Below are 18170 nucleotides of genomic sequence, written 5' to 3'. Positions count from 1 at the left end.
TGATCTTCCTCCAGCTGACTTGAGTGGAACGGGCTCAAGTGTGCATGACGCCCACGTCTCGGTCAACAGACCTGAGTCGCACTCGCTCAACTCTTATCCGTTCCTTACACGCAAGGAGGCGCTGACCTGCGGTGATACGGCCCGGCTGTTACGACTGTCACCCGATCCAGGGAGGCCGGCAGCGGACTCGGATTGACCGCGGGGGGCGAAGACGGGCGCCCTGCGCGAGCCCGGACGCGACCCGCCCCGCACACCCCGGCGACCACCGCGCGCAGGCGTGCGCGTCCCCTCTCCTTCCGCACGCGCACGCGGCGCCCCCGTCCCCGCGCACGCCCCGCCGTCCCGTACGCCGGAACCCGCAGCAGCCCGAGGACGACGGCCAGCACCCCGCCGGCAACCCACCACACCGCATGCGCCCCCGCCCACCCGCTGTGCACGAGGGTCCCGACGAGCACCGCCGAGAAGGCCCCGGCGCCGAGCAGCACGGTCGCGCCCTGGGGCGTGATGCCGAGCCGCCGCAGCCGGTGGGCGAGGTGGTCGGGGCCGCCGCGCAGCAGGGGCCGTCCGGCCAGCCGCCGTGACACCACGACCAGGACGGCGTCGGCGCCGGCCACCGCGGTGAGCGCGAACAGGACGCCCGCCCCGACGGCCGCCTCGTACCCCGCGCGCGCGGTGACGGCGGCCGAGGAGAGCAGGAAGCCCGCGAACAGGGATCCGCAGCCACCGAGCGCCACGCGCGCGGGAGGCCAGTTGTGCATGAGGAAGCCGGTCAGCGCGGCGGCGAGCACGCTGAGCAGCACCGCCAGCCCGTCCAGCACCTCGAACGCCGCGCACGCGGCCACCCCGAACGCCGTGACCACCCCGACCGTGCCGGCCACGCCGTCCGCGTGGTCGAGGGCCCGGAAGGCGAGCGCGACGAAGGTGATCCAGCCGACGGCGGCCGCTCCCGCAAGGACGCCGGTGTCGCCGTACGGCACGACGAAGGCCGCCGCGATCGCCGTACCGAGGACGAGGAGGCGCGCCTTGAGGCGCCAGATGTCCGCGATCAGCCCGAGCACGGCGACGGCGGCGGCCGCCACGACCAGGCCGGCGATGTCCGCGCCGAGCGGAGCGATGCCCGACCAGTCCCCGGCGCCCGCGACGAGGCAGGTGGTGAGCACGACGGCGACGCCGCCGGACAGCGGCACGCGTCGCTGCCGCTGCCGCCGGTCGACGAACCCGAGGCGCAGGGCGGGCACGCGCAGCAGCGCGGCGAGGACGGCGGAGAGGAACAGGGCGGTGGTGGCGGCGGCGATCCCGTAGAGCACGGAATATAAAATAGTCATAAATGTACCAATTTGGCACGAATAACACGAACGGATCGTGTCCGAGTGGTGACCCTTTGGCAGCCCCCTCTGAGGTGACCCTCAGCGACTCAGATCACCCTTCGGCCAGCTACAGTGCGGTGCGGGTTGGGGGTAGTCTCAGACGGACTGCATAAGTTACCGCTTAGTAATGTCCCTCGCAGGCCCGAGGAGCCCCCTCATGCAACTCGCCGCGATCATCGTGTCGCTGGTCCTGACCGTGGTCGGCGTCGCGCTGCTCGCACGCGCCATCGGTCAGTTCGTCCGGTTCTTCAAACTCGGCCAGCCGGTTCCGGCCGGCGTCCGGACGGACAACCCCTACGCGCGCAGCGTGACCCTGGTACGGGAGTTCCTCGGCCACACCCGGATGAACCGCTGGGGCATCGTGGGTGTCGCGCACTGGTTCGTGGCGGTCGGCTTCCTGACCCTGCCGCCGACCCTCGCACAGGCCTTCGGCCAGCTGTTCGAGGCCGACTGGACCCTGCCCGTCATCGGCGGCTTCCTGCCGTTCGAGCTCTACATCGAGTTCATCGGCGTGATGACGATCCTCGGCATCGCCGTCCTCATCGCGATCCGTCTGCTGAACCTGCCGTCCCGCCCGGGCCGCAAGTCCCGCTTCGCGGGCTCCAAGGCCGGCCAGGCCTACTTCGTCGAGTACGTCATCCTCACCATCGGCCTCGCCATCTACGTGCTGCGCGGCCTGGAGGGTGCGATCCACCACGTGGAGCACTACGAGGCCGCGTACTTCGCCTCGTACCCGCTGGTCCTGGCCTTCAAGGGACTGAGCGTCGGCGTCCTCCAGAACCTGATCTACTTCACCGCGATGGTGAAGATCAGCACCTCGTTCATCTGGATGATCGTGGTCTCGCTCAACACCAACATGGGCGTGGCCTGGCACCGGTTCCTGGCGTTCCCGAACATCTGGTTCAAGCGCGAGGCGACCGGCGGGACCGCCCTCGGCGGCCTCCAGCCGATGACCTCCGGCGGCAAGCCGATCGACTTCACCGACCCCGGTGACGACGACGTCTTCGGTGTCTCCCAGGTCGAGCAGTTCTCCTGGAAGGGCCTGCTCGACTTCTCCACCTGCACCGAGTGCGGCCGCTGCCAGTCGCAGTGCCCCGCCTGGAACACCGGCAAGCCGCTCTCCCCCAAGCTGCTGATCATGTCGCTGCGCGACCACGCCCACGCCAAGGCGCCCTACCTGCTCGCGGGTGGCGGCAAGACCATGGAGGGCGAGGAGAAGGCGTCCGAGGAGCAGCTCAAGGACGTTCCCGCGGCCGCCCTCGCCGAGGCCGAGCGCCCCCTCATCGGCACCGCCGAGGAGAACGGCGTCATCGACCCGGACGTCCTGTGGTCCTGCACCACCTGCGGCGCCTGCGTCGAGCAGTGCCCGGTGGACATCGAGCACGTCGATCACATCGTCGACATGCGCCGCTACCAGGTCATGATCGAGAGCGCGTTCCCGTCCGAGGCGGGCACCATGCTCAAGAACCTGGAGAAGAAGGGCAACCCCTGGGGCCTCGCCAAGAAGCAGCGCCTGGAGTGGCTCAAGGAAGTCGACTTCGAGGTGCCGGTCGTCGGCAAGGACATCGAGGACCTCTCCGAGGTCGAGTACCTGTACTGGGTCGGCTGTGCGGGCGCCCTCGAGGACCGCGCCAAGAAGACCACGAAGGCGTTCGCCGAACTCCTCCACATCGCGGGCGTGAAGTTCGCGATCATGGGCGGCGACGAGAAGTGCACCGGTGACTCCGCCCGCCGCCTCGGCAACGAGCCCCTGTTCCAGGAGCTCGGCATGGAGAACGTGGCGGCGCTGAACATGGCCTTCGGCGAGGATGACGAGGACGAGTCGACCAAGAAGCCGAAGTCGGCCAAGAAGATCGTCGCCACCTGCCCGCACTGCCTCAACACGATCGGCAACGAGTACCCGCAGCTCGGCGGCGACTACGAGGTCATCCACCACACCCAGCTGCTCCAGCACCTGGTGGACGAGGGCAAGCTGATCCCGGTGACCCCGGTCGAGGGCATCATCACGTACCACGACCCCTGCTACCTGGGCCGCCACAACAAGATCTACACGCCGCCGCGCGAGATCATGACCGCCGTCCCGGGCCTGCGCCAGCAGGAGATGCACCGCCACAAGGAGCGTGGCTTCTGCTGCGGCGCCGGCGGTGCACGGATGTGGATGGAGGAGCGGATCGGCAAGCGCATCAACAACGAGCGCGTCGACGAGGCGCTGTCCCTGAACCCGGACATCGTCTCGACCGCCTGCCCGTTCTGCCTCGTGATGCTCACCGACTCCGTGAACGGCAAGAAGAACGACGGCAAGGCCAAGGAGTCCATCCAGGTCGTGGACGTCGCCCAGCTGCTCCTGGAGTCCGTGCGGACCCCGGTCGACGACGAGCCCCCGGCGGGCGAGTCGGAGACGGAGAACGAGCCGGAGCCGCAGCCGGTGAAGTGACCTCCGGCCGCCTTTCCCGATGACGCCCCCGTGCCCCGCCGGCACGGGGGCGTCACCGTTCCCGCCGCACGGCCGCGGCGGCCGCGACCGCCACGGGTGCCGGGCCGAACTCACGCCGTCCGCAAGGGCGGACGACCCCGGGGCCGTCCCTCGGATGTCCCTTAGGGGATGTCACAGCTCGGCAGCAAAGCCCGGTCAGGGAGCCCCGCCCCGGCACGTCACTCTCCGGGACCAGGTACGTTCGATGACGTGGCTGGATTCAGGATCGGACGCGGCGGACGGAACGACCGCGCCCCGCAAGCGCGACCGCAACACCCTCCGTACGGGCAGCAGGCGCCCCAGGGACCGTCGGCCGGGCCCGCGGGGCCGTCGTACGGCTACCCGCAGGCGCAGCAGCCGTACCCGCAGCAGCGTCCGCAGTACCGCGGCGGACAGCAGCAGCCGCCGTACGGCGGACCGGGCGGTGGCGGCAGCGGCGGTGGCGGCTGGCCGTCGGCGAACGGCGGCGGGCAGGGCGGTCGGGGCGGGCACGGCGGTCAGGGCGGTGAGCCGGAGTACTTCGGCGACGGCGGCTACCCGCCCGGCCCCGGCGGACACGGCAACCCGGACCCGTACGCGGCCAACAACCCGGGTCACACCCAGGCGTTCTCGATCGACGACCACGACCCGTACGCCCAGGGCGGGCAGGACTACGGCCGCGGCGAGACGTACCACGCGGGCGCGACGCCGCCCGCCGGCCCGATCGGCCCGCGCCTGCACTGGAAGGACCTGCTGCGGGGCATCGTCACGTCCCCCGACCGGACGTTCCTCCAGATGCGGGACTACACGATGTGGGGCCCCGCCTTCGTCGTCACGTTCCTCTACGGCCTGCTCGCGGTCTTCGGCTTCGACACCGCCCGCACGGACGCGATAAACGCGACGCTCTCCAACGCGATCCCGATCGTCCTGACGACGGCCGTCGCGATGGTGGTGTCGTTCCTCGTCCTGGGCGTGGTCACGCACACCGTGGCCCGCCAGCTCGGCGGCAACGGCGCCTGGCAGCCGACGGTCGGCCTCTCCATGCTGATCGCGTCCCTCACCGACACCCCGCGTCTGATCGTCGCGATGTTCTTCGGCGGCGACGCGTCGTTCGTACAACTCCTCGGCTGGGCCACCTGGGTGGCCGCCGGCGCCCTGCTCACCCTGATGGTCAGCCGCTCCCACGACATCCCCTGGCCGAAGGCCCTGGGCGCGTCGGCGATCCAGCTGATCGCCCTGCTGTCGATCGTGAAGCTGGGCACGTTCTAGCCGGCAGATCCCCGCACCCAGAAGGGCCCCGACCGCCGAGCGGCCGGGGCCCTTCTGCACGACCTCGTGCCGGCGACCCGCCAGGTCGTGTCCGCAAAGTGGCGAGCCAGACGGGACTTTGCGGACCCGGCCTAAGCCCGTGACCGGCCGGGCAGGTGCACCGCGAACGCTGTCAGTGGCAGTCGAAGCGCCAGTCCCACGGGAGGCCGGGGCACCGGCGGCAGTGGAAGAAGTAGACGCCGCCGCAGTCGCCCAGCCGGATGTCGCCGGTGACGGTCAGCAGGTGCTCCATACGGTGCCCGCACGCGCAGTCCGGCCAGTGGGCGGGCTGCGTCCAGGCGGGCCAGCCGCCGGCCTTCGTCGCGATGACGTTGGAGTCGGGCGGCCACGAGGAGCCGCCCGTCGGCAGCCGGAGACGAGGTTCCCAGGTCTCCCGCAGGTCCTGGGGCAGATCGAGCCACCTCGGACCGTCCTGCGCGGTGCTCGGCGACAACGTCGACGGCTCCGGCACGTTGTCCGGGTCGAACTCCCCCTCGCCCGCCACGGGCACCTCGGACAGCAGCCCTCCCGCCACGACCTCCGCCTCGTCGCGCCAGTACAGCCGCGGTTCCACCGGCCCGGAATCCTGCTCATGGATCAGCGCGCACCACACCACCTGAAGCAGATCCTTCCCCTCCGGGAACTCCAGCCCCGGCACGTCCCGGGCGAACAGCTGGAGGATCGGCACCATCGGCACCGCCCCCGGGAGGAACTCGGTGCGGTTGCGCGGGTCGGACCCGTACGTCCAGTGGTCCTCCTGCGCGCAGTACGGCCACGGCTCGTCCGCGGGCCACAGCGGTGCGCCGCCCAGCGAGCTCTCCCGCACCCCGGGGTCGCCGGGCTCCGGGTTGAGGAGGACGGCCTGCCGGGCGAGGTCCGCGTACTCCGGTATCAGGGTGCGCAGATCCTTCACGGACAGCTCGGGTGCGTCTGCGGGCATCGTGGCTCCTCACGGCGTACAACATCGACCGAACGCTGCGGGCACGTTAGTACGGGCCACCGACAGCCCCGTCGGGGCCGCCCACCTGCTCAGTCCGGTCCGAGTGCCTGAGCCGAGTCGGTCGGGTACGCCGCGGCGCCGGGTGCCGTGACAGCGGGTGCCGTGACAGCGCCCGAGGGGGTGGCCGTCGGTACCGGGCCGAGCGTCACCGAGATGCTGTCGCCGAGGCTGATCCGGGCGTGGAACCACCGTGCGTCCTCGGCGCCGAGGGCGATCACGCCGCCCCGGACGCCGTAGTCCCCCCGGGCCTCGATGTCCGGGGGAAAGGTACCGACGTAGAGCGGGCCGCCCTCCCCGTCGAGCTCGACCGCGTGCGCCACGTTCACCACGGTGCGGCCCTCGGAGACCACGTCGACGGCCAGCGCCATCCGGACCGGCTTCGCGACCACCGTCATCGAGGTCGTGCCCGTGGTCCCGGGGGTGAGGTCGAAGGTCGAGAGGATCGGCATCACCCGGCCGCCGAACGTGAGATCACTCCCGGGCAGGTCGAGCGCGCCGGAGACGGGTGCCGGGGTGGCCGTCGACGGCGGGACGGAACCCGGCGGTGTCACGGCGGAGGTTCCCCGCCCGGCCGAGCGGTCCGGGTGGTCCGGGTCCTCGCCGAAACTCAGGGTCAGGGCGAAGCCCAGCAGCGCGAGGGCCGTCGTCCCCGCACCCAGGGCCGCGGCGGCACGGCGGCGGCGCCGGCGGCGCATCGCCCGGGCCCGGATCGCGGGGCCCGCCACGGTCGGGGCGGTCTCCCGGTCGGCGGCCAACTCACGCAGCGCGGCGGAAAGTTCATCGGACACGGCGGCTCTCCTTCCGGACCGGCCCGTCGGCCTCGTCGTCGTGCCCGTCGGCCTCGTCCCCCGCGAGTCGCTTCGCCAGCGCCGCGCGCCCCCGGGACAGCCTCGCCTTGACCGTCCCCACGGGCGCGCCGGTGTCGGAGGCTACCTGCTCCACACTCAGGTCGCACAAATGGTGCAGGACGATCGCCATCCGCTGTGCCGGGGGCAGTTCGCGCAGCGCGGCCACGAGCGCGGTGTGCTCAGGGCCCGGTCCCGGGGTGGAGTCGGGCGGCGGAGTGCGCCGGACGAGTTCCAGCCAGCGCCTCGCCCGCCGCCAGCGGCTCACCGCCAGCCGCATGGCCACGGTGCGGATCCACGCCTCGGGAGCGCTGTCCGACAGGAAGTGCTGTCGCCGGTCCCAGGCCCGTACGAACGCCTCCTGAACGACGTCCTGGGCCTCGCCGTGGTCTCCGGTGAAGGCGTAGAGCTGTCCGGTCAGCCGGGGGAACGCGGTCGCGTAGAAAGCGTCGAACTCGTCCTCGGTCATGCCCCCACCGGAATCTCTGCCCTTTCCTTGCAACCTGGCCACCTCCGCCGTGCGTACAGGTCCCGTCGGTCGCGCAGGTCGCATCCAACGAAGCGCACCTCACCGGGAAGACGGCGCACACGGGTTCCAGGCTCCCTCTTCCCTAACGGTGTCGGCTCGCTGCCTGCTCAACCTACTTGCACGACCGAACGGTTGCCCGACCAGGACGGACGGCCCCATGCGTCCGGCCACGACCGAGTTCCCGAGCCGAAGGACCGCCCACGTGCCACCCACCCCCGACGTACTCCCCGTACCCCCCGTACTCCCCGCCGGCCATGACTTCGCCACGTACGCCCGGACGCACTGGTCCCGGCTGGTCGTCACCGCCCGGCTGCTCACCGACGACCCCGGTGCCGCGGAGGAACTGGCGCGGAGAACGCTGGTGCGGATGTGCGCGCGGTGGCGCCGCGTTCCGCGCAACGACGTGGACTTCCATGTGCGGCGCTGCCTGGTGCGCACCCACCTGCGCCGGCCGCGCGGACGGCGGGCCGCGCGCCGTCGGGCCGTCGTGGTGCTGCGGGTCTGGGAGGGGCTGGCGGACGCGGAGATCGCCCAGTTGCTGGGCTGCTCGGCGGGGGCGGTGCGTGCCCATGCCCGACAGGGTCTGAAGGAGGCCGGCACCGACCTCGGGCAGCTGCGCGAGGCGTTCACCCGCGCCGCCGGGGACCTGGTCCCGACCGAAGTACCGCTGGCCGGCCTCCGGGCGGAGGGCCGCAGCCGGCGACGACGCCGCCTCGCCGTCACCTCGGCCGCCTGCGCGGCGCTGCTCACCCCCGTCGCCCTCCTCGGCGCCGACCGTCTCGCAGGCGGCGGTGCGCAAGGCGGGACGTCCGGCGACCGGCCGGGGGACGGCGGTCGTACGGCCACGAGCCCGATCCGGATCGTGGCGCCGGGCGAGCGGGTGCCGGTCGGGACGCAGGTACGGCTGTGGCTGACGGCCGACGGAGGGCACTGGTCGGTGCCCCTCCCCGGGAACGACGACGACCGCCCGCTCGACGAACTCGACGAACCGGGTGTCTCCCTCCGGGTGGACAGCGTGAACGGCGGGCTCTTCCTGTCGGGCCTCTTCCACGGCCTGAACGGCGAGCCGGGCCGCGTCGAGGTCCGCGACGGCGACGGCGGCAGCACCACCGCGAAGGTCCTCGTCCTGGCGGGCAGTCCCGGGTGGGGCATCTGGTACGCGAGCACACCGCTCGCCAGGAAGGACATACCGGCGTTCCTCTCCGTGGACGGGGACGACCGGATCGTCACGGTGTACGACGCCTCGGGCAGTGTCGCCGCACGGTCGGACCGCGAGTGGTGGCGGATATGAACCTGACCGGGAGCGGGCGGCGTGCGGCGCGGCGGCCGGGGCAGGAGGTGCCGGCGGAGCGCCGGAGCCGGCACCGCGAGCGGGCGCCGCTGCGGATCCGGCTCCGGCGCAACCGGGGTCGGCGGCTGCGCCGGCTGTGCTACGCCTTCCTCACGCTGATCGCGACGCTGTGTGCGGCGGCCCTCGTGGCGTACCACCTGACGTCCATTCCGAAGCCCCACCCCGAGACCGTCACCCAGAGCACCGTGTTCCTCGACTCGGGGGGCGCCTATCTCGGCCGGCGCGGGCCGGTCGACCGGCAGGACATCCCCTTGTCGGCGGTCCCCCGGCATGTGCAGGACGCGGTGATCGCCGCGGAGAACCGTTCCTTCCGCACGGACACCGGGATCTCGCCGCGGGCCATCGCGCGGGCCACGCTGGCGACGCTGACCGGCGGCGACCCGCAGGGCGGCTCCACCATCACCCAGCAGTACGTGAAGAACGCGCTGCTCAGCCCGGAACACTCCTTGTCCCGCAAGGCGCGTGAGGCGCTCATCGCGATCAAGCTGGACCGCACCCGCACCAAGGACGAGATCCTCGAGGGCTATCTCGACACCGTGTACTTCGGGCGGGGTGCCGCCGGGATCCAGTCCGCCGCGCGCAACTACTTCGGCGTGGACGCCAAGAGCCTGACGGTCGCCCAGGGCGCCGCGCTGGCGGCCATCGTCAACATCCCCTCGTACTACGAGAAGGCGGGCTCCGATCCGAAGGTGACCGCGAAGCTGGAGAACCGCTGGGAGTGGGTGCTCGACGCGATGGCCGCGAGCGGGAACATCACGGCGAGGCAGCGGGCCGCGGCGCGTTTCCCGGCGTTCCGGTTCTATCCGCCGGGAGAGACCGAGGGGCAGCGGCAGTACCTGATCGACATCGCCGCGAAGGAGGCCGCCGACCGGCTCGGCATCACCGAGGACCGGCTCGCGAGCGGCGGCTACAGCGTGACGACCACCTTCGACCTGGCGTTGCAGGACAGCGCCACCCAACGGGTGCAGGAGCATCCCGGGGGCAAGGGCGTGCGGGTGCACACCGCCGTCGTGGGCGTGGTGCCCGGCGACGGGGCGGTGCGGCTGCTGTACGGGGGCTCGGACTACGCGCGGCAGTCGTTCAACGACGCGGTGAGCGGGGCGGTGGAGGCGGGGACGGTTCTGGACCCGTTCGGCGAGGTGGGACACGTGGGCGAGCCGTTGGGCAAGCTGCTGAGGACGACGGCGCCGACCCCGCTGAACCTGACATCGGCGTTCGCGACGGTGGCGGCGGACGGCAGGTACGCCACCCCGTACACCGTCGCCCGCATCACACGGGAGGGCCGCACCGTCTACCAGGCACGTCCCGAGGTGCGGCGGGCCCTGGACGAGAGGGAGGCGCTGGTCGTGGGTGCCCGGTCGGGGGCCGGACCGACGCCCTCCGCCGTCGCCGCCGACGGCTCCGCGGGCCCGGTGGAGTCGCGGGGTTTCGCCCTGGCCGGGGCGGGTGGCGGGATCACCCGGCGGACCGTGTGGGCCACCGGGTACGACCGCCGGCTCGCCCTGACGGTCGCGCTGTTCGCCGACCGGGCGGGCAGCGGGAAGGGCACGTCGGTGCCCGCGCAGCTGCCGAACGAGCCGTCGCCGACGGAGTTCGCGCAGAAGGTGGCGGCGGGCGTCTGGGAGGCCGCCACGAAGGACGCGTCGAAGGGCGCCGCGCAGCGGGACGCGGCGAACTGACGTGGAGCGCGCGGCGGGCGGCGCACGGCGTCCCCGTCCCGGACCGGCATCCCAGGCTTCCGTGTTTCCGCAGGTCGTCGGGGGTGGGACGGTGCGCCGTTGCGAGGTGGGCGGCGGCCGTTGTCCCAGGCTCGGGAGGCATCCGATGCTCTGGCTGTCGCACCGGACGAAGCGGCCGACCGCCTTCGCCGCCGCCGGTACCCGCGACCTCGTACCGATCAGAGAAGGAACACGCAGATGAACGTGAAGTCTTTCGTGAGCCGCCGCGTGGCCGTGTCCGCGGGCCTCGTCCTGGCGCTCGGGTGTGGTGTGTCGGCACAGGCGTCCGCCACCGGACCGCGGACGGGCAACGGGAAGGCCCAGACCTCGGTGACGCACGGCTCGGGCGGCAGTGGCGCCAAGGGCACCGTCGCCGCCTGCTCCCAGCAGGTCCTCGGGGTGTCCGCCGTGAAGGAGCCCGCGGACAGCGTGGACGCCAGGCACCTCCTGCTCAGCGTCCAGAACGCCGGCGACAAGAAGTGCAACCTCTACCGCTACCCCCTCGTGCGGCTCGGTGACGGTCGGACCACGGCCCCCGTGATCGAGGAGAGCGACCCGAACCCGGGGGTGCCCCTCACCCTCGCCCCGGGCGAGGAGGCGTACGCAGCTCTGCTCGTCAACGGCCCCATGGACGAGTACGAGGCCAAGAGCATCACCCTCACCCTCCAGGGCCGTAAGGCCGGCAGCACCGCGGGCGGGCCGATCGACGTCCCCATGCCCGTCGAGACGCTGTACGCCAACGACTTCCAGCGCGTCACCTACTGGACGACCGCTCCCGGTTACGCCCTGGATTTCATCATGTCGAAGTGACGGCCCGGCGGCTTCGTCAGCCGCCGGTCTCCGACTTGTCGTAGGCGGTGGTCATGGGGATCCAGCCACGGGGGTTGCGGTACCAGTAGTGCGGCAGCCCGTTGATGCTGGTGGTGCGGAACGGGCGGCCGTGGTCGTCGATGCGTACCGTGCCGGTCCGACCCTGTGAGGACCAGTCGAGCTCCAGGTACCAGTCGCAGGTGCAGGACTCGGTGCGCGCTGAGACCAGCAGGACCTCCGGCTCCGTCAGGGACACCTGGTAGGGGAAGTCGACCGCGGTGTTCGGTCCGTCCGGGTCGTCGCCGGGTACCGAACGGGCCAGGGTCCGGCGCGCGTCGAGGTCCACGGAGAAGTGGCGGGGGACGAGGGGGGCGCCGCAGCCCTCGTACGTGGAGTAGGCGATGCCCCGGCGGACGGCGGGGGTGGTGCGGCCGACCACGCGCACGTGCAGGGCCTCCAGGACGACGGCGGCGGAGCCGCGTCCCTGCACCGAGATCCGCAGATCGGTGGTGCGCCCGTGCACGGCCTGCTGGGACACGGCCCACGCCTCGGCGTCCGCCGGGGCCGGCGGCGGCGGGACCTGCTGAGGTGGCTTGGCGATGACGTAGTCGTGCTCGCATTCGCGTTGCCAGACCTGGGAGTTGGACGTCCAGGTGAGCGGGTCCTGTGCGGGGACCGCGCCGGCGCTCGCCCGGTTCTCCTGCGGGCTGCCGCCGTCGCCTCCGTCTCCGCTTCCGCCTCCGCCTCCGGCCGAGGCCGAGGGTCCCGGTGTGGCAAGGGCGGAGGCCGACGGCCCACCGCCGGCGGACGGGGGTCCGGCAAGGGGACCGCCCCCTCGGTCCGCGGCCGGCGCCGAGGGTTGCGGTGTGACGCGGGCGGCAGCCGACGACCCGCCCCCACCGGACGGGGGTCCGGCGGCGGAGGAGACGAGACCGGCGAGCGCGACGGCGAGCGATGCCGCAAGCGCCGTCGATCGCACGGACCGTCGACGCAGGCGCCCGGCTCGGGTCCACCGGCCGGCCGACGGGGCCGACTCCGGTGCCTGGCCCACCGGACCGCCGCGGCTCGCGGACGCGGACGCGGACGTGGACGCGGACGCGGACGCGGACATGGTCGGTGCCGCGGTGCTCGTGGTGTCCTCGGGTGCCGGGGCCGGTGCCGGGGCCCGCCGGGCGGCGGACGGGCGGGGCCGTTGCCGTGCCGCGACCGCCAGGATCCACCGGCGGTGCAACTCGCCGCGCTCCTCGGGGGACGCTCCGCAGAGCACGGCGAACCGCTCGATCACGGTGAAGTCCAGGGGGACCGACTCCCCGGCGCAGTAGCGGTGCAGCGTGGAGGCGTTCACGCCCAGCCGGTGCGCCAGCGCCGCGTAGCTGCGGTCCGTGCGCTCCTTCAGACGCGCCAGCAGGTGCGCGAACTCCGCTACGTCGTCGTGGGTCGGGGTTGCGTCCATGCGGTCCGTACTCGCATCCATCCGTCGGCCTGTGCGGTCGTGTCCCCGTCCGGGACGGTGTCCCAGGCACTCCCCGTGCCTGATACGTGCACGTCGACAAGGCCGGTGACGGTTCCGGCCCCGCTCCACGGACACAGCCGGAGAAGCCCCGGCCGACGGGCGGCTCGGGGCTTCTCGGCGGACGGTCCGGGACCGTGGGTCAGTTGGTGAAGTAGATGTACTTCCAGGAGCTGTAGGTGGTGGAGTTGACGTTGTCGCCGGAGGACTCGTTGATGTAGGCCGACCGGACCCGGACACGGAGGCCCGCCTCGTCGGAGGCGCCGAGGTCGATGACGCTCTTGCCGTTGCTGCCCAGTGCGAAGTACTCGTCGTAACCGCGGTGCCACTGGCCCTGGTAGTAGACGTCGATGTCCAGCCGGTGTTCGCGGCCCGGGTAGTAGCTCATCGTGGTGGTGAACAGCGGGCCGGTGTTCTTGCGGTACCAGTAGTAGGTCGGGGAGCTCGAGCTGATCTTGGCCGTCTTGTAGTACTTCGTCAGCGAGGTGGAGACGCTCACGTTGGCGTACGCGGTGACCTTGACCGACTTCGGGGCGGTGCGGGCGTCACCGGCGAAGACCGCGGTGACCGTGGTGTCCCGCTTCATGTCCACCACGGCGGAGACGTTTCCGCTGGAGTTGACCGTCGCCTTCTTCACCAGGACCTTGGGCTTGTCCGAGCCGTAGGGGTCGGCCCAGATCTCCACCGTGCGGTTCTTGTAGGTGGTACCCAGGTGCGCGGTGAAGGTGACGTCCTTGCCGTACGCGTACACCTTGCCGTTGTTGTTCAGGCTCAGCGTCGTGGCGGTCCGGGAGACGGCCACGGTGTCGGAGCCCGAGGCCGGTGCGCGGGTCGTGTCGCCCGCGTAGGAGACCGTGTACTTCACGCTCCCGCCGGCGGGCGGGGTGTCGGTGAAGGAGAACGTCCCGTCGGCCTTGGTCTTCACCGAGGTGAGCGCCTTGCCGGAGGGCGTGTCGAGGTCCGTGCGCTTGACGGTGAGGACGGTGCCGGCCGGCAGCGCCGTGGCGTTGGCGATCTTGCCGGTGACGGTCAGCGCCTTGGCGCGGGTGGCCGTGGCGGGCGCGCTCACCGTCACCGTGGTGGCGTTGCGGGAGACGGCCACGGTCCGTGTGGCGGACGCGGGAGCGTGGCCCGCGTCACCGGCGTAGGAGACGGTGTACTTCACGCCGCCCTCGACCGGCGGGACGTCGGCGAAGGAGAACGTCCCGTCCTCGCCCGTGGTCACCGGAGCCAGCGCCTTGCCCGACGGCGACTGCGCGTCGGTACGGGTGACCGTCAGCGACGTCCCGGCCGGCAGCGCGTCGCCGCCGCCGACCTTCCCCGTGACGGTCAGCGACTTGCCGGGAACGGCCGAGGCGGGCGCGCTCACCGTCACCGTGGTGACGCTGCGGGCCACGGCCACGGTCTGCGTGGCGGACGCGGGAGCGTGGCCCGCGTCACCGGCGTAGGAGACGGTGTACTTCACGTCCCCCTCGACCGGCGGGACGTCGGCGAAGGAGAACGTCCCGTCCTCGCCCGTGGTCACCGGAGCCAGCGTCTCGCCCGACGGCGACTGCGCGTCGGTACGGGTGACCGTCAGCGACGTCCCGGCCGGCAGCGCGTCGCCGCCGCCGACCTTCCCCGTGACGGTCAGCGACTTGCCGGGAACGGCCGAGGCGGGCGCGTTCACCGTCACCGTGGTGACGGCCTTGGTCGGCGCGTTCAGCGTGTTGAGGCGGTACGTGCTGCCGCTCTCGGTGACCGCGAAGAGGTGGTTGCCGTCCGGCTCCCAGGCCAGGCCGTCCGGAACCAGGGTGCCGGTGCCCGTGTCGGCGAAGTCGTACCGGCGGACCGGCTCGGTGGTGCCGGGCTTGAATATGTAGACGTCCGGCTCGTAGATGCCGTCGATGCCCGCGGCGACGGTGCCGTCCGCGGCGATGTCGACGGCGTTCGGGTAGGCGTCGGTCGGGTAGCTGCCGACTTCCTCCAGGTCGGTGGTGGACAGGACCTGGTGCTTGTAGGGCGCGCCGCTGGCCGTGACGACCTGGTCGCCGTCGGGGGTCACCGCGAGGTCGCGCAGGTTGCTGCCGGCCTGGCCCTGGGCCAGGAGCTTGGGAGCGTCCGCGCCGGAGACGTCGTAGGTCGCCACGGCGGAGGGGCTGAGGCCGGGCACCCCCGCGGCCAGCACACCGGGCGCGGCCGGGTTGGACGCCAGCCTGGGCGCGTAGTACCAGCGGCTGCCGCTGTCCTGGGCCACGGCGAGGACGGGCTCCGGGCCGGAGAGGTCGAGGGAGCCGATGTTCCCGTACGTCGCCTTGCCGTAGCCGAACCACAGCTTCCCGCCGGCGCGGGCGAGGGTCGTCGGGGCGTCGGCGGTGCCGGTCGAGTAGCGCGCGGACTCGGTGAGGCCCGCCGTGTCGATCGCCGCGATCTCGTCGCTGCCCTCGACGGCCACGTACAGCGTCTGCGAGTCGGCCGAGATTTCCAGGCCGCCCGCCTCCGGCAGCGAGCCGAGCGTCCCGACGACGTTGCCGCTGTAGTCGGTGGCGACGACCTTGCCGCCGGTCGGGTCACTGACGAAGACGCGCTGGTGCACGCTGTCCACGACGACGTCGGCGACGGAGGCGACGGGCAGGACGGCGTGGTCGTCGGCGTGGGCGGCCGTGGACCCCAGACCCGTCAACGCCACGGAGCTGAAGAGGACGGCGAGTGCCGTCGCGGTGGAGATTCTGCGATTGCGCAAGGTGGTTCGAGCCCCCATGAGCCGTGGGAGACCGCGTGTCACCGGGAGTAAGAACGCACCGGTCGCGGAAAGTTTCGGAAGCCTATGACACGGGTGTGACAACGGAACCGACGCAATGGTTGTGCGCGGGAGGAGAGGATTCCGGCCGGCCCCGCGCCAAGCCCTCGGTGCGCTGCCGCTCGCGTGCCACCACGCCTGAGCAGCGGCTCTACAGGGCTTCCTTGGAGGGGGTCGGAGCAGGTGGTGGACGGTTCGGATCAGGCCGTGAGCCTGACCGCTTCGATCCACGAGTCGTTGTCGTGGGTGCCGGCGTAGGTGAAGTCGTACCCGGTGCCGGGTTCGTCGCATGCCAGGGCGAGCCAGGCATCGTTGTGGACGTAGGCGGACTGGCAGACGGCGCCCTTGCCGCCATCGACGTTGATGGTGAATCCCAGCATGTTCGGGGCGTCCTTCTTGGTACTGCCGACGTAGTTGTCGACACCGTCGGCGGCATTCGTCCACGGGTCGGGGAAGTGCCCCTCACCATTGGTCGACGCGGGGTCGTGGACGTAGGCGCCGCTGGACGTGCCATGGGTTCCGGACACAGCGATGTTGACGGCCTTGAGGGGCGTCCCCCCGCCCACCGTGCCCGCCGTTTCGCCGTCGCACACCGCGTCGGACCAACCCTGGCCCGTCGCGTAGACCCGGTAGCAGATGTGCGGTCCGCTCGGATCCTTCGCGGCCCGTTGCTGGACCGCGGTCGCCGCGGTCCGCTCCTGGGTATCGGTCTCCTTCTTCTCGGCGCCGTCGCTTCCCGCTCCGGCCCCGGCTTCGTTCGCCTGCTGTGTCTCGGTCGCGGCCGGGGGTGCCGCGCCGTCGGCGGACGGGGCCTTCGGTGCCTCGGACGTCGGCGAGGGGGCGGGTGGCAGCGTGGCGATGCCGGCCTGCTGGACCTTTTCGGTGGCGTTGGTGCGGACCTCGGGCTTGTAGGCGATCCAGATCATCACGAACGCGATCGCCAGCGCGACGAGGGCACTGAGGAAGGCCCCCAGCCAGCGCGGCAGGAGACTCCGCTGCACGTACGTGCCCGCCGCCTCCAGCGGCGCGACACCCGACCGCCGCACCGCCAGGGTGTAGGGCCGGTCCTCCTGCGACCCGAACCAGATGATCTGCCGCGGCTTCAGCGTCATCTTCACGAACGCCGCACGGCCCGGCTCGACCTGCACATTGCTCGGACGGATGTCGTACGACAACTGATCACCGTTGTCGCTGCCACTCACCGACGCCGTCAGCTTCGTATTGCCCAAGTTGTCCACGGCCAGCCTCGGCCGGCCGCGGAAGCGGCCCTTCACCGTCGGCGGCACCAGCTCGGCCCGCACCTCCGTGAACGGAGTGACGGTGAGGTTCCCTTCCGGGACACTCGTCGCCTCCGGATGCTCCGTCGGCGTGATCCGCACCCCGTACGGATGCGGACCGGCCGTCGCGTCCGGCGTACGCGGCGGGGAGAACGTCAGCTCGGCCGTCCCCGTCGTCCCCGGATACAGACGCAGTGACTGCGGCTCCACGACAGTCCAGGGCGCGAGAGAGCCCACCGTCTCGAAGCGGTACTCGTCCACCACGTCACCGGTGTTGCGCAGACGCAGCCGCACAGTCGTACTGTCACCCGGGTCCACGGTCGCGGAGGCAGGTTCGAGAGAGGTCCAAAGGCTCACTCACGGACACTAAACGCAACAACGGTGCCTGGTCAGGAAACCACGGGGCACGATGTGTGCCCGAAAGGGCGGGACCGGCTGCCCCCGCTCCCAATCCAGTGTGCTGCCGCCGCTCAGCCCACACCTACGGGTGACCGACCCCACCTGCGATGAGCGGCACTCATCGGGCGCTCACACCTGCGTCCGATGGAAGTTGAGGAAGGACCGGGAGGCGGTCGGTCCGCGCTGCCCCTGGTAGCGGGACCCGTAGAACTCGCTGCCGTACGGGTGCTCGGCCGGCGAGGAGAGCCGGAACATGCACAGCTGGCCGATCTTCATACCGGGCCAGAGCTTGATCGGCAGGGTGGCGAGGTTCGACAGTTCGAGGGTCACATGGCCGGAGAAGCCGGGGTCGATGAACCCTGCGGTGGAGTGCGTGACCAGCCCGAGGCGGCCCAGCGAACTCTTGCCCTCGAGGCGCGAGGCGAGGTCGTCCGGGAGCGTGATCACTTCGTATGTGGAGGCGAGGACGAACTCACCGGGGTGCAGGATGAACGGCTCGTCGCCCTCCGGCTCCACGAGTCGCGTCAGATCCGCCTGCTCCACGGCGGGGTCGATGTGGGGGTAGCGGTGGTTCTCGAACACCCGGAAAAACCGGTCGAGACGTACGTCGATGCTCGACGGCTGCACCATGGATGCGTCGTAGGGATCGATCCGCACTCGCCCGGCGTCGATCTCGGCCCGGATGTCCTTGTCTGAGAGAAGCACGTCCCGAGGATACGCAAGGCGCGCGGACCGACCACCATCGGACGGCCGCGCGCCTCACCTGTCACCTGCGACTGCTGCCGCCTCCCGACGGCTACTGCTTCCCGACCGCCACTGCCACCG

13 protein-coding genes are annotated in these 18170 nt (G+C 71.7%); 5 read left to right on the top strand and 8 right to left on the bottom strand.

Annotation, left to right across the window (positions count from 1 at the left end; genetic code table 11):
- Positions 1–104: 104 nt before the first annotated feature.
- Positions 105–1325: an MraY family glycosyltransferase gene (locus IE275_RS13250; protein ID WP_373299208.1), complete on the bottom strand. Its 1221-nt coding sequence runs from the start codon at positions 1323–1325 to the stop codon at positions 105–107.
- Between the two features lie 199 nt (positions 1326–1524).
- Between IE275_RS13250 and IE275_RS13245 the strand changes: the two genes are divergently transcribed.
- Positions 1525–3801, top strand: a complete 2277-nt coding sequence (locus IE275_RS13245) for a (Fe-S)-binding protein (RefSeq protein ID WP_189711202.1) — start codon at positions 1525–1527, stop codon at positions 3799–3801.
- Positions 3802–3969: 168 nt separating this feature from the next.
- On the top strand, positions 3970–5088 hold the full coding sequence (locus tag IE275_RS13240; protein WP_189711200.1) for a Yip1 family protein: 1119 nt from the start codon (positions 3970–3972) through the stop codon (positions 5086–5088).
- A 172-nt stretch (positions 5089–5260) separates the two neighbouring features.
- Here the strand turns inward: IE275_RS13240 and IE275_RS13235 are convergent, their stop codons facing one another.
- From IE275_RS13235 to IE275_RS13225, 3 genes are all read right to left on the bottom strand, one after another.
- The gene (locus IE275_RS13235) at positions 5261–6067 is read right to left on the bottom strand and encodes a YwqG family protein (protein WP_189711198.1); all 807 of its coding nucleotides are present in this window, start codon (positions 6065–6067) and stop codon (positions 5261–5263) included.
- Positions 6068–6156: 89 nt separating this feature from the next.
- A complete protein-coding gene (locus IE275_RS13230) occupies positions 6157–6915 on the bottom strand; it encodes a hypothetical protein (RefSeq protein ID WP_189711196.1) in 759 nt (252 codons plus the stop codon).
- Positions 6905–7441, bottom strand: a complete 537-nt coding sequence (locus tag IE275_RS13225; RefSeq protein ID WP_189711194.1) for a SigE family RNA polymerase sigma factor — start codon at positions 7439–7441, stop codon at positions 6905–6907. Before IE275_RS13225 ends, IE275_RS13230 begins: the two co-directional genes overlap by 11 nt.
- A gap of 262 nt (positions 7442–7703) precedes the next feature.
- On the opposite strand from IE275_RS13225, the gene IE275_RS13220 reads away from it, so the two are divergent.
- The 3 genes from IE275_RS13220 (at position 7704) to IE275_RS13210 (ending at position 11380) form a co-directional block, all read left to right on the top strand.
- On the top strand, positions 7704–8792 hold the full coding sequence (locus IE275_RS13220) for a sigma factor-like helix-turn-helix DNA-binding protein (RefSeq protein ID WP_229870219.1): 1089 nt from the start codon (positions 7704–7706) through the stop codon (positions 8790–8792).
- Positions 8789–10531 (top strand): transglycosylase domain-containing protein, encoded by a 1743-nt coding sequence (locus IE275_RS13215; RefSeq protein WP_189711190.1) that lies wholly within the window; start codon positions 8789–8791, stop codon positions 10529–10531. Before IE275_RS13220 ends, IE275_RS13215 begins: the two co-directional genes overlap by 4 nt.
- A gap of 237 nt (positions 10532–10768) precedes the next feature.
- Complete coding sequence (locus IE275_RS13210) at positions 10769–11380, top strand: DUF4232 domain-containing protein (RefSeq protein ID WP_189711188.1); 612 nt, start codon at positions 10769–10771, stop codon at positions 11378–11380.
- 16 nt (positions 11381–11396) lie between these two features.
- Here the strand turns inward: IE275_RS13210 and IE275_RS13205 are convergent, their stop codons facing one another.
- The 4 genes from IE275_RS13205 to dcd form a co-directional block, all read right to left on the bottom strand.
- Positions 11397–12833 (bottom strand): helix-turn-helix domain-containing protein, encoded by a 1437-nt coding sequence (locus IE275_RS13205; RefSeq protein ID WP_189711186.1) that lies wholly within the window; start codon positions 12831–12833, stop codon positions 11397–11399.
- A 199-nt stretch (positions 12834–13032) separates the two neighbouring features.
- Positions 13033–15612 carry a hypothetical protein gene (locus IE275_RS13200; RefSeq protein WP_189711184.1) on the bottom strand — a complete coding sequence of 860 codons (2580 nt, stop codon included), beginning with the start codon at positions 15610–15612 and terminating at the stop codon, positions 13033–13035.
- A 257-nt stretch (positions 15613–15869) separates the two neighbouring features.
- On the bottom strand, positions 15870–17303 hold the full coding sequence (locus IE275_RS13195) for a COG1470 family protein (protein WP_189711182.1): 1434 nt from the start codon (positions 17301–17303) through the stop codon (positions 15870–15872).
- A 171-nt stretch (positions 17304–17474) separates the two neighbouring features.
- Positions 17475–18050 carry a dCTP deaminase gene (dcd, locus tag IE275_RS13190; protein WP_189711180.1) on the bottom strand — a complete coding sequence of 192 codons (576 nt, stop codon included), beginning with the start codon at positions 18048–18050 and terminating at the stop codon, positions 17475–17477.
- Between the last annotated feature and the right edge of the window lie 120 nt (positions 18051–18170).

It is taken from the genome of Streptomyces phaeofaciens, from assembly GCF_014648915.1.
Lineage (GTDB): Bacteria > Actinomycetota > Actinomycetes > Streptomycetales > Streptomycetaceae > Streptomyces > Streptomyces phaeofaciens.
This window is presented reverse-complemented; position numbering and strand designations above follow the sequence as displayed.